This is a genomic window from Williamsia sp. CHRR-6, from assembly GCF_018474015.1.
GTDB lineage: Bacteria > Actinomycetota > Actinomycetes > Mycobacteriales > Mycobacteriaceae > Williamsia_A.
Genome location: NZ_JAHCSG010000005.1, coordinates 48,499 through 60,715, shown reverse-complemented (window position 1 = coordinate 60,715; position 12,217 = coordinate 48,499). Strand labels below are relative to the sequence as shown.

The window sequence follows — 12,217 nt, the reverse complement described above, 5'->3', positions numbered from 1 at the left end:
ATGGCGTTCTGCGACAGAAGGTCCCAATCGGGCCGGGAGTGTCTAGACCGTCGTGCTCAGGCGGTGGCCGCGTAGTCGACGAGTTCACCGGCCAGCGCCTGCGGGACCCGCACCCGCAGGAAGGTGCCGTCGGTGCGGTGCTCGGTGGTCAGCACGTCACCGTGAGCGTGGATACGCGAGACCACCTCCCCCCGGTCGTACGGCACCAGAATCGTCAGTTCCACGTCTCGTTTGCCGATCTCGGCCCGCACCCGGTCGAACAACTCGGGCAGGCCCACACCGGTGGTGGCCGAAACGAACACCGCGTCGGGGAACTCACTGCGCAACGCGGCCAAGGTCAACGGATCGGCGGCGTCGATCTTGTTGATCACCAACAATTCCGGGGGTGCGGTACCGCCCTCCTCACGCACCACCTCGTCGATGACGCCACGCACGGTGGAGATCTGTTCCATCGGGAGCGGATCGGAGGCGTCGACCACGTGCAGCACCAGATCGGCCCCCACCACCTCCTCCAACGTGGACCGGAACGCCTCGACGAGTTGCGTGGGCAGGTGTCGAACGAACCCGACGGTGTCGGTGAACACCACCTCGCGCCCGTCGGTCAGCTCGGCGCGCCGGGTGGTGGGATCGAGTGTCGCGAACAGCGCGTTCTGCACCAGCACGCCAGATCCGGTCATGGCATTGATGAGACTTGACTTGCCTGCGTTGGTGTATCCGGCGATGGTGACGGCCGGGACCACTGCGCGCCGCCGCTTCTTGCGACTGACTACACGACCGGTCTTCATCTCACGAATCTCTCTGCGCAGCTTGGCCATCCGCTCGCGGATACGACGACGATCGGTCTCGATCTTCGTCTCACCCGGTCCGCGCAGACCCACACCGCCGTTGCTGCCGGCTCGACCACCGGCCTGCCGCGACATCGATTCACCCCAGCCACGCAGACGCGGCAGCATGTACTCCATCTGAGCCAGCGCGACCTGCGCCTTGCCTTCCCGCGACGTGGCGTGCTGGGCGAAGATGTCGAGAATCAACGCCGTGCGGTCGATGACCTTGACCTTGACCACCTTCTCCAACGCGGTCAGCTGCGCCGGTGTCAGCTCACCATCACAGATCACGGTGTCGGCCCCGGTGGACACCACGACGTCACGCAGCTCGTGGGCCTTGCCCGAGCCGATGTAAGTGGCCGGGTCAGGTCGGTCGCGGCGCTGGATGACCCCGTCGAGCACCTCCGAGCCCGCAGTCTCGGCCAACGCGGCCAACTCCGCCATCCGGGCCGCAGCGGTGGCGGCTGATCCGTCGGTCCACACCCCCACCAGCACAACACGTTCCAGTCGGAGCTGGCGGTACTCGACCTCGGTGATGTCGGTGAGCTCGGTGGACAGCCCGGGAACACGTTGCAGCGAGGACCGCTCGTCGAGTTGCTGCTCACCAATGGTTGGGGTCCGCCGCCACCGGCTCGACGAGGCGCCCTGGGCGTCGTCGGAGCGCGAATCGTGCGTCACCGCAGGGATGTCGGCCGCCGGGTCAGCGGCATGGTCTGGGTTCGTCGTCGCGCCGGCCGCCTCGGCGGGCGGCGCGGCTGGTGTCGTGTCGGTGAAGAAGGTGTGCTCCTCGATCGGATCGGTTCGTCTCTGGGACATCATGTATCGCACATCGTCGGGGTGAGGCGCATCCGAATTTCGGTCCCGCAGCACCCACCGGCACGCAGCCGGGCACCCACGCCGAACCGGGTCACCCGAGATCCCACCCCGACACCAGGGTGCCCGTCGCCACCCGCACCGCAGCTCCGCGCAGGTAGGAGGTGTCCTCGGTGATGCGCACCGCCAGACGACCACCCGGGACGGTCACGGACAATTCGCCAGGCACCGCGGTCGCCGAGCCCGCCGCTGCGGCCAACGCCGCCGCCGCGGCGGCCACGATCCCCGTGCCACAGCTGCGGGTCTCCCCCACCCCGCGTTCGAGCACCCGCAGATGTACCGAACCGTCGACCGCAGGGGTGATGATCTCCAGGTTCGCCCCCGCCGGGAACACCTGAGGATCGAGGTGTGCGCCCACCCGCAGGTCGAAACGCGCCAGTCCATCGGGATCGAGGCCATGCACCACACAGGCCAGATGCGGGTTGCCGACATCGACGGCGACCCCGCGCAGCGACACCTCGCCGAGCTGCACGTCGCTGGCCACGCCCAGCGTCGCCGGACCCATGTCCACGGTGACGTCGGCACCGACCGCATCGGCGCAGTGCACGCGCACCCCGCGCGCACCCGCCCGGGTCCCAACGGTGAACTCACCGGCCGCCGCCGGACCCGTCAACGCCCCGGAGACGACGAGGTGGTGAGCGAAGACGCGCACACCGTTGCCGCACATCTCGGCGATGGACCCGTCGGCGTTGCGGTAATCCATGAACCAGTCGTCACCGGCAACACCGGCGGGCAACTCGTCGAGCACGCCCGTCGCACAGAGCGCATGTGCGCGCGCCACCCGCAACACCCCATCCGCCCCGAGGCCGCGCTGACGATCACACAGCGCGACCACGGTGTCGGTCCCCAACGTCAGCGCGGCCTCGGGATCGTGCAGCACGACGAAATCGTTCTGCGTGCCGTGCGCCTTGACGAAGGGCACGCCACCACGATCGATCCCGTCGCCGGCGAATGAAGGCATCCTGCGAGGCTACCCGCTGGGTGGGCGGCGCAGCAGGTCGCTGACCTTGTCCACCAGCGCCGGGTCGGCACCGTCGCACCAATGGATGCGACGGTCACGCCGGAACCATCTCCGCTGGCGACGCACGTAGCGGCGGGTGCCGAAGAACGTCTGCTCACGCGCGGTGTCCACATCGAGCCGACCGTCTAGAACATCCAACACCTGGGCGTACCCGATGGCTCGCGACGCGGTCACCCCGTCTCGCAGACCGTGCTGCACCAGACCCTCCACCTCGTCGACGAGCCCCGCCTCGAACATCAGCTCGGTCCGCCGCCGCAACCGCTCATCGAGTTCGTCGGTGTCACGGTCCACCGCCACGATGAGCGTGGACCAGCGCGGCTCACCGATCTGTGGGGCCGACGCCGCGAACGGTCGACCCGTCAGCTCCACCACCTCCAGCGCACGCACGACCCGTCGAGCGTCGGAATCGAGGATCGCCGCCGCCGCCGCAGGATCCACCTCGGCCAGGCGCCGATGCAGCACCGACACACCCCGCTGCGCCAGCTCGGCCTCGTAGCGCGCACGGACGCCCGGATCGGTCGCCGGGAACTCCCAGTCGTCGAGCAGCGACTGGATGTACATCATCGAACCGCCGACGATGACCGGCAGCCGTCCCGCCGCCAGGATCGCCTCCACATCGGCGCGCGCGGAGTGCTGGTAGGTGGCCACCGACGCCGTCTCGGTCACCTCCAACACATCGAGCTGATGGTGCGGGATGCCGCGGCGGGCCTCCGGCGGCACCTTCGCCGTCCCGATGTCCATGCCGCGGTAGAGCTGCATCGCATCGACGTTGACGATCTCCCCGCCGTGGCGCTCGGCGAGATCGAGCGCGAGATCGGATTTGCCAGTTCCGGTGGGCCCGATCACCGCCACCGGGCGCAGCCCGCCCCACCGAACCTGAGCTCCGCTACAGTCACAACCCTGCTGAGCTCCGCCGCGGTCACAACCCTGCTGAGCTCCGCTCAGGTCCCCCACCACGCCACCTGATACCCCACCCCGAACGGCGCTGCGCAGTACAGAGATTCAGCATTCGGGTCCGAAGCATGAGCGCCTCGGGCCGACCACATCGCGGCCGCCACCTGCAGCGCTGCCCGTCCGCCGACGCCCATCTGGGCGCACCGCACCGGATCCAACGCGGCAAGGGTGGCGACATCTGCGGTCGCGACCGCTGCATCGATGCGTCCCTGCTCGTCGACCGCGCCTTCGATCAAACCACCGGGCGCCTTCTCAGTGAGCCCGAACGAACCATCAGCCACGACCAGCACCCCCCATGAACCTGAGAGTCCCGCGACGATGTCAGACCCGATGCGCTGTGCCGCCGAGGGGTCGAGGTCAGCTCGCACGGTGTGCCCGATGACGGTCGCCGATGCGGCGACCTGACCGCGCAGCCACGCCGCGATCAGCATCGACGTGGGCATGGCGCGGTCGGGTTCGAGCTGGGAATCCGGTGTCAACGACACGACCACGTCGACTCCGAAGCCCGCGAAGGAACCGACCGGCCGGTCCACCGTCACACAATCGGCGGCGGGAGTCGTCATCGATCGGTCTGCGCGCCGGTCGACGTCGCCGACCCCGATGGCGATCCACTGGTCGGCGGACCGGGCGAGCCGACGACCCACCTCCAGCACGGCCTCACGAACCCCGACGGTGTCGTCGGCACCGGGACCCGACAATTCCGGGACGAGCAGAGGCGCACCGGGAACTAGAGCGAGGGCGGTCAGCACGACCTCGACGGTAGTCGATCTGACGGTCGATCATCTTTGCCGCTGACCACCGACGAAATCCGGAGTCAGCTGCTTGAATGAGTTCGTCAGGTCTGCGGACCTGCGTCCGTGGCAGAACTGGTGGCCACGACCACGACGGCAGCCGTGACGCGCGGCAGGGACGAGGCATCATGACCGACACGACACCCGACCCCAGCACGGTGAATCCGGCTGGGGTGACGGCCGAGCAACCCGTGACCGAACCCGAGGTCACTCCCCCAGTCGAATCGCCCGCACCGCGACCGCGTCCGGGGCCGCGACCAGGTCCCCGTCCCGGCCCGCGCCCCGCTCCCGCTCCGTCGGCACCTCCCGCGAGCACTGCGGTCCCGCACGTCGACCTCCCGCACGGGGTGATGGCCACCGACCCGACCAAATTCGGTCACGTCGACGCCGACGGAGCCGTCTGGCTGACCGTCGGAGACATCAACCGGCAGGTCGGTTCGTGGCAGGCCGGGTCACCAGATGAGGGCTTGGCCCACTTCGGGCGACGTTTCGACGACATGGCCACCGAGGTGGAGATCCTCGAGGAGCGCCTCGCCGCGGGCACCGGTGATCCCCGCAAGACCAAGACCGCGGCGATCACTTTGCGTGATGCCCTGCCGACTGCCGCCGTCGTCGGCGACGTACCGGCCCTGGCCGCACGGCTCGAGGCGATCATCGACGGCGCGGACACGGTGGCCGAGTTCCGCAATCGCGAACGCACCGAGGCGCGCGCCGCCGCCACCGCACGCAAGGAGGCGTTGGCGGCCGAGGCCGAGCAGATCGGGGCCGACTCCACCCAGTGGAAGGCATCGGGCGACCGGTTGCGGGCCATCCTCGAGGAGTGGAAGTCCATCAAGGGTCTGGACCGCAAGACCGATGACGTGCTGTGGAAGCGGTACGCGAAGGCACGCGACACCTTCAACCGCCGGCGCGGAGCGCATTTCGCCGAGATGGATCGTGAGCGTGCCGGGGCAAAGGCACGCAAGGAAGAGCTGATCGCTGCGGCCGAGGAACTGTCCACCTCCACCGACTGGGGTCCCACGGCCGGACGGTTCCGGGAGCTGTTGGCCGAGTGGAAGGCCGCAGGCCGGGCGCCGCGCGACACCGACGACGCCCTGTGGGAGCGTTTCAAGGCGGCGCAGGACGTTTTCTTCGCCGCACGCAACGCCGCCGCCTCCGAACGGGACGACGAGTTCGAGGCCAATGCCGCAGCCAAGCGCGAACTGTTGGCGCAGGCCGAGCGGACCGTCGACCCGGACAAGGGGCTCGACGCTGCTCGCGCGGCCTTCCGCGACATCCGCGAACGCTGGGATGCGGTGGGCAAGGTGCCGCGTGATCAGATGCAGGCCTTGGAGAAGGGCATCCGGGCAGTGGAGAAACGGGTGCGCGACGCCGAGGAATCTCACTGGCAGCGCACCGATCCCGAGGTGATCGCCCGCGCCGAGCAGTTCGGCTCGCGGGTGGCTCAACTCGAGGAGCAGGCGGAGAAGGCGGCGGCGCGTGGACGCGACAAGGAGGCAGCTGAGCTGCGTGCCCAAGCGCAGCAGTGGCGTGAATGGGCCGAAGCCGCCAAGAGCGCGGTCGGAGACCGCTGATCGTGCCAGTCGGAGACCGCTGATCGTGCCAGTCGGAGACCGCTGATCGTGCCGGTCGGAGACCGCTGAGTCAGGCGTTCATTCGTGGTCTGGTTCGCGCCGGACGTCGGCAGGTCGGCGCTGTAGCTCCAAGGCTCGCTCCTCGGTGATCTTGGCCTCGAGGCGACGCTGTTCCTCCAGCGCCAGCTGGTGGCTGGTGCGCGCCCACACCACCCGCGACCAGTGGAAGGTGATCACCATCATGGCGAACCAGCCGAGTAGCAGGCCGAACCCGGCGCTGTGCGGGGGTTCGATCCCGTCCACGCCCGGAGTGTTGCGGGACCACACGGCGAGCATCCCGGCGACCACACTCACTGCGCTGCCGGCCAAGGCCACCCACGCCACCGCCCACCGGCGGGTGACCAACGCCAACATCGACATCGCGATCCCGAATACGACGAGGAGGTAGACGAAGACGCGTGAGGTGACGGTGACGCGTTCGTTCGCGGCCGCCGACGAGAAGGTCAGCACGTCGAACCCGTTGGCAGATCCGGTGTGGGGCAGGACCATCGACAAGATCGCGACAAGCACTGCGGAGGCGACGACCACTGCGCGCGCACCGGGGTCGATCTCTCCGGCCACCTTTTGTTCGGCTTTGCGCAGATCGTCTTCGAACTCGTCGAATGCGTCGCTCATGGCGTATGCCTTTCTGCGCCGCAGGCTGCGGCGGATCGATCGTGACCGGTGCTCTCGGGCTGCGGCGGCGCCCCGACCGCCGGCATACCCAACCCGACTCCGACGGGCGGCGTCTGCGGGGTGAGGCCGGCGGCGAAGGCGTCCCCGGCACGGGTGCGACGGTGGGTGGTGGGTTCGGTGTCGGCCAGCAGGTGGTGGGGGGCGGCACCGGTGACGGTGGTGGTGATGATGTCGCCGGGTCGGATGTCGTCGGTGTCGCTGCGGAAGTGCACCAGTCGTCCGTCGCGAGCGCGCCCGGCCCGTCGGTGGGTGGCCGCGTTCTTCTTGCCCGAGTCGGCGACGACGAGCAGTTCCACCTCGGTGCCGACCAACGCAGTGTTCTCCTCGAGGCAGATCCGTTCCTGCAACTCGGTCAGCCGCAGGTAGCGCTCGGTGACGACGTCCTTGGGGATCTGGTCGGTGAGCTCGGCGGCGGGGGTCCCTGGTCGCGGCGAGTACTGGAAGGTGAACGCCGAGGCGAATCGGGCGCGTTCGACCAGATCGAGGGTGTCTTCGAAGTCCTCGTCGGTTTCCCCGGGGAATCCGACGATGATGTCGGTGGTGATGGCCGCATGTGGCAGTCGACGACGTACGTCGTCGAGGATGGCCAGGAATCGGGTGCGTCGATAGCTGCGGCGCATCGCCCGCAGGATCCGATCCGAGCCGGACTGCAGCGGCATGTGCAGCCCAGGACACACGTTGGGTGTCTCGGCCATCGCATCGATGACGTCGGTGGTGAACTCGGCGGGATGCGGAGAGGTGAATCGCACCCGTTCGAGACCGTCGATGCTGCCGCAGGCGCGCAGCAGGTCGGCGAAGGCGGTGCGGGAGCGGCCCAGGGCCGGGTCGACGAACGACTGGCCGTAGGCGTTGACGTTTTGACCCAGCAGGGTCACCTCGAGCACACCCTGGTCGACCAGAGCCGACACCTCGGCCAACACGTCGCCGGGGCGTCGGTCGACCTCCTTGCCACGCAACGTCGGGACGATGCAGAACGTGCAGGTGTTGTTGCAGCCCACCGACACCGAAACCCACCCGGCGTAGGACGATTCCCGGCGCGCGGGCAACGTGGACGGAAACTCCTCGAGCGCCTCGACGATCTCGACCTCGGCGCGGGCGTTGTGGCGGGCACGCTCCAGCAGGACCGGCAACGATCCGATGTTGTGGGTACCGAACACGACATCGACCCACGGGGCCTTCTCGACCACACGGCTGCGGTCTTTTTGCGCCAGACAGCCGCCGACGGCGATCTGCATGTCGGGTCGTTGTTGCTTGATCGGCGCCAGATGCGAGAGGTTCCCGTAGAGCTTGTTGTCGGCGTTCTCGCGTACCGCGCATGTGTTGAACACGACGAGGTCGGCATCGGCGTCCGACGGCGCCCGAACGTAGCCCGCGGCTTCGAGAAGTCCTGAGATACGTTCGGAATCATGGACGTTCATCTGACATCCGTAGGTCCGAACCTCGTAGGAGCGTCGCCCCGGTTGCGCGTCCAGGCCCGCGTCGACGCTGGTCACTGCACTCATGGTGCAAGCCTACGTGCGCAACGCCGGTGATCGAGGATCGGATGTTCACAATCACGCGCCGGTCGGTAGGGCGTCCCCGGTTGACACGCTCGACGACTCCGGTGAAGCTACTGGTCATAACCGGTACAGCCAGGAGATGCGATGACGATTCAGCACAAGTTTTCCCTGTTGGGCACCGTCGGTACAGCCGCGATCACCGGCGTCACGGTGATCAGCCTCATCGTCGGCACCCCGATGGCGACGGCGGAACCCGATGAGACCACCGGTGCGCAGTCCCCCTCGGCGGTGACCGCCATCAGCCCCACGCCAGTCTCGGTGCAGCCGGTGGGCACCGGCGTGGTGCTTCCGGGGCGCGTCGTCATCGCGACCGGCCCCGACACCGACCGCCCCGCCGAGACCGCGCTGCGAGCCATCCTGACGGCACGCGGGATCAGCGTGGTCGACGGCCTCGCCTCGGGATCGAGTGCGTTCACCTCGAGTTCGGACCTGCCACGAATCGTGTTGGGTCCGGCCACGCGCTCAGACGTGGCGGCCGCACTGTCGGGGCTGACACCGCCATCGGGGGCCGAGGCGTATGCACTGCGCGCTTCCGACAAGACCATCGCCCTGGGCGGCACCGACGGCAGCGGCCAGTTCTATGCCGTGCAGACGCTGCGTCAGCTGCTCACCGGCCGATCCGGTGCGGTGCGCGTGCCCGGCGTGCGCATCACCGATCGCCCCGCCACCGCACTGCGGGGCACCATCGAGGGCTTCTACGGCCAGCCGTGGACAGCCGCCGAACGGCTCGACCAGATGGACTTCTACGGCCAGGTCAAGGCCAACACCTACATCTATGCACCCAAGGACGATCCGTTCCACCGCGATCGGTGGCGCGACGCCTACCCCGCCGACAAGCTCGCCGAACTCGGGACGCTGATCCGGCGCGCCGCCGACAACCACGTCCGCTTCACCTTCGCAGTGTCACCGGGACAGTCGATCTGCTTCTCCGATCAGGCCGATCGCACCGCGCTGAAGAACAAGCTCCAGGCCGTCTACGACCTCGGTGCCCGAGCCTTCTCCGTACCGTTCGACGACATCAGTTACACCAAGTGGAACTGCCCGGCCGACGAGACCGCCTACGGCGCCCCAGGGCAGGCGGCCGCAGCCAAGGCGCAAGTCAGTCTGCTCAACGACATCGCTCGCACCTGGATCGCCACCCACCCGGGCGCGCAGCCACTGCAGACCGTGCCCACCGAATACGGTGACCTCACCGACAGCCCGTACAAGGTGGGTCTACGAACCGATCTGGACCCGGCGGTGGTCATCATGTGGACTGGCACCGACGTGGTCCCCCCGTCGATCACCGTCGCCCAGGCCACCGGCATCAAGGCCCTGTTCGGCCGGCCGGTGTTCGTCTGGGACAACTACCCGGTCAACGACTACGGACAGAGTTCGGGTCGATTGCTCTTGGCCCCGTACGACAAGCGGGAGATCGGATTGCCCGGCGCCATCGCCGGACTCGTCGCCAATCCCATGAACCAGCCCTACGCCAGCAAGGTGGCGGTGTTCGGCGCGGCCTCGTTCGGATGGAACGACGCCGGTTACAACGCGCGCACCACATGGACTCGTGCGCTGACCTATCTCGCGGGGGGTGACCAGAACGCGACGGCCGCCATGCAGGTGTTCGCCGATCTGGAGAACCTGGCCCCCACCTTCGGCGACACCCCGTGGCAGCCGCAGGCCCCGGTGTTGGCCGCGCAGGTCGACACGTTCTGGTCGGACTGGTCGGCCGGGCGAAACCGCCAAGCTCTCGAGACATTTCGCCGCTACGCCCGCGCCATCGCCGACGCGCCCAGGGTGATTCGTGGCGGCGCCGTGCAAGCGGGCTTCGTCACCGATGCCCGTCCGTGGTTGGACGCCACCGATGTCTGGGGTCGGGCATTGCTCGCCGCTCTCGACGCCCTGGCCGCCAAGGCCGACGGCGATGCGGCGCGAGCGAGCGCATCGGCCGCCACCGCCACGACGCTGGCCACCCAGGCCACCGCAATCGTGGTGCAGCCGGCCCGCAACCGGTGGGGTGCTGCACCAGTGAAGGTGGGTGACGGGGTGTTGGACACGTTCATCGCGCGGGCGGTCACCACGGCCACCGGACGCTGAAACGTGCGGCACCCGTAGTGATCTCGCGGGCATTGTGACGCGCGCACCGATTTGCACATAGGGTTACCGTCCATGACTGCTGAGCAGCCGCACCCACCTTCGCCACGGCGACCCACCGCGTCCACCGGCGCGCCGATGATCACCATGACCGCAGTGAACAAACATTTCGGGTATCTGCATGTGCTGCGCGACATCAACCTGTCCGTTCCCGCCGGTCAGGTGGTGATCGTGGTCGGGCCGTCAGGATCAGGGAAGTCGACCCTGTGCCGCACCATCAACCGTCTCGAACCGATCGACAACGGGGTCATCACCGTCGACGGCGCCGAGCTCCCTGCCGAAGGCAAGGCCCTGGCCGCACTGCGTGCCGATGTCGGCATGGTCTTTCAGTCCTTCAACCTGTTCGCGCACAAGACGATCCTGCAGAACGTCACCCTGGCGCCGATCAAGGTGCGAAAGCTCAAGGCGGCTGAAGCCGAGAAGAAGGCACGAGAACTGCTCGAACGGGTGGGCATCGCCAGCCAGGCCGACAAGTATCCCGCGCAGCTCTCCGGCGGACAGCAGCAACGCGTGGCCATCGCGCGCGCACTGGCGATGAATCCCAAGGTGATGTTGTTCGACGAACCGACGTCGGCGCTCGACCCGGAGATGGTCAACGAGGTGCTCGACGTGATGACGTCGTTGGCCAACGACGGCATGACGATGCTGGTCGTGACCCACGAGATGGGGTTTGCCCGACGCGCGGGCGACCGAGTGTTGTTCATGGCCGACGGAGAGATCGTCGAAGACAGCGATCCCGAGACCTTCTTCACCGCACCACGATCGGATCGAGCCAAGGACTTCCTCGCCAAGATCCTCAGCCACTGAACTCGACATCCCCGCTCGGCTGACCTCGACTGAGCAGCCCAGCACCGTACAGTCGTCCACCATGGAGGTACCTCGAATGACACTCACCCGCTCGGCGCGCGTTGCCGTCGTCGCGATCGCCCTCGCTCTCACCGCCACCGCGTGCGGAGGAGGTGACAAGACCAGCGCGTCGGACAACGCCAGCAAAGGCAAGCTGACCATCGGGATCAAGTTCGATCAGCCCGGATTGGGTCAGCGCAACCCGGACCGCAGCTATAGCGGCTTCGACGTGGAGGTGGCCAAGTATGTGGCCGGCAAGCTCGGTGTGCCGGCCAGTGGCATCACCTTCAAGGAATCACCCTCGGCTCAGCGCGAGACACTGATCCAGAACGGACAGGTCGACCTGGTGGTGGCGACCTACTCGATCACCGACGCCCGCAAGCAGAAGGTCGATTTAGCCGGCCCCTACTTCATCGCCGGGCAGTCTCTGCTGGTCAAGTCGAGCAACACCGACATCACCGGGCCCGAATCGCTGAAGGGCGGAAAGAAGCTGTGCTCGGTCACCGGCTCCACTCCCGCCCAAAAGGTGAAGGAGAAGTACGCCAGCGACGTGCAGTTGCAAGAGTTCGACACCTACTCGGCGTGCGTGGACGCGCTGCGTAACGGCAGCATCGACGCGGTCACCACCGATGACATCATCCTGGCCGGCTACGCCGCCCAGTACCCCGGACAGTTGAAGGTCGTCGGCAAGCCCTTCTCGACCGAGCGCTACGGCATCGGACTGAAGAAGGGCGACACCGCGCTGCGCACGAAGGTCAACGACGCCATCGAGGCCATGATCAGCGACGGCACCTGGAAGGCCAAGTTCGAAGAGACCGTCGGCAAGTCGGGCTATGCGCTGCCCGACGCACCCAAGGTCGACCGCTACTGAGTCACCCCCAGTGGTCGAAGCCTGCGACGGCAC

10 protein-coding genes are annotated in these 12,217 nt (G+C 67.8%); 4 read left to right on the top strand and 6 right to left on the bottom strand.

From position 1 onward, the window contains the following. Positions 1-56: 56 nt before the first annotated feature. The 4 genes from hflX to KIK15_RS14110 all read right to left on the bottom strand — a co-directional run bounded on the left by hflX (position 57) and on the right by KIK15_RS14110 (position 4,421). Positions 57-1,643, bottom strand: coding sequence for a GTPase HflX (gene hflX, locus KIK15_RS14125; protein WP_250324684.1), 1,587 nt, complete (start codon positions 1,641-1,643; stop codon positions 57-59). A gap of 88 nt (positions 1,644-1,731) precedes the next feature. Then, a complete protein-coding gene (gene dapF / locus KIK15_RS14120; protein WP_214245366.1) occupies positions 1,732-2,658 on the bottom strand; it encodes a diaminopimelate epimerase in 927 nt (308 codons plus the stop codon). Positions 2,659-2,667: 9 nt separating this feature from the next. After that, on the bottom strand, positions 2,668-3,579 hold the full coding sequence (miaA, locus tag KIK15_RS14115; RefSeq protein ID WP_214245636.1) for a tRNA (adenosine(37)-N6)-dimethylallyltransferase MiaA: 912 nt from the start codon (positions 3,577-3,579) through the stop codon (positions 2,668-2,670). 80 nt (positions 3,580-3,659) lie between these two features. Then, on the bottom strand, positions 3,660-4,421 hold the full coding sequence (locus tag KIK15_RS14110) for a hypothetical protein (protein WP_214245365.1): 762 nt from the start codon (positions 4,419-4,421) through the stop codon (positions 3,660-3,662). Positions 4,422-4,591: 170 nt separating this feature from the next. On the opposite strand from KIK15_RS14110, the gene KIK15_RS14105 reads away from it, so the two are divergent. Beyond that, the gene (locus KIK15_RS14105) at positions 4,592-6,037 is read left to right on the top strand and encodes a DUF349 domain-containing protein (RefSeq protein WP_214245364.1); all 1,446 of its coding nucleotides are present in this window, start codon (positions 4,592-4,594) and stop codon (positions 6,035-6,037) included. 78 nt (positions 6,038-6,115) lie between these two features. On the opposite strand, the gene KIK15_RS14100 is transcribed toward KIK15_RS14105, so the two are convergent. Both KIK15_RS14100 and miaB read right to left on the bottom strand, forming a co-directional pair. After that, positions 6,116-6,712: a hypothetical protein gene (locus tag KIK15_RS14100; RefSeq protein ID WP_214245363.1), complete on the bottom strand. Its 597-nt coding sequence runs from the start codon at positions 6,710-6,712 to the stop codon at positions 6,116-6,118. Next, positions 6,709-8,274 (bottom strand): tRNA (N6-isopentenyl adenosine(37)-C2)-methylthiotransferase MiaB, encoded by a 1,566-nt coding sequence (gene miaB, locus KIK15_RS14095; RefSeq protein ID WP_214245362.1) that lies wholly within the window; start codon positions 8,272-8,274, stop codon positions 6,709-6,711. Before miaB ends, KIK15_RS14100 begins: the two co-directional genes overlap by 4 nt. Before the next feature lie 141 nt (positions 8,275-8,415). On the opposite strand from miaB, the gene KIK15_RS14090 reads away from it, so the two are divergent. The 3 genes from KIK15_RS14090 to KIK15_RS14080 all read left to right on the top strand — a co-directional run bounded on the left by KIK15_RS14090 (position 8,416) and on the right by KIK15_RS14080 (position 12,184). Beyond that, positions 8,416-10,410, top strand: coding sequence for a beta-N-acetylglucosaminidase domain-containing protein (locus tag KIK15_RS14090; RefSeq protein ID WP_214245361.1), 1,995 nt, complete (start codon positions 8,416-8,418; stop codon positions 10,408-10,410). Between the two features lie 135 nt (positions 10,411-10,545). Then, on the top strand, positions 10,546-11,274 hold the full coding sequence (locus KIK15_RS14085) for an amino acid ABC transporter ATP-binding protein (RefSeq protein WP_214245635.1): 729 nt from the start codon (positions 10,546-10,548) through the stop codon (positions 11,272-11,274). A gap of 76 nt (positions 11,275-11,350) precedes the next feature. Next, positions 11,351-12,184: a glutamate ABC transporter substrate-binding protein gene (locus KIK15_RS14080; RefSeq protein WP_214245360.1), complete on the top strand. Its 834-nt coding sequence runs from the start codon at positions 11,351-11,353 to the stop codon at positions 12,182-12,184. Positions 12,185-12,217: the final 33 nt, after the last annotated feature.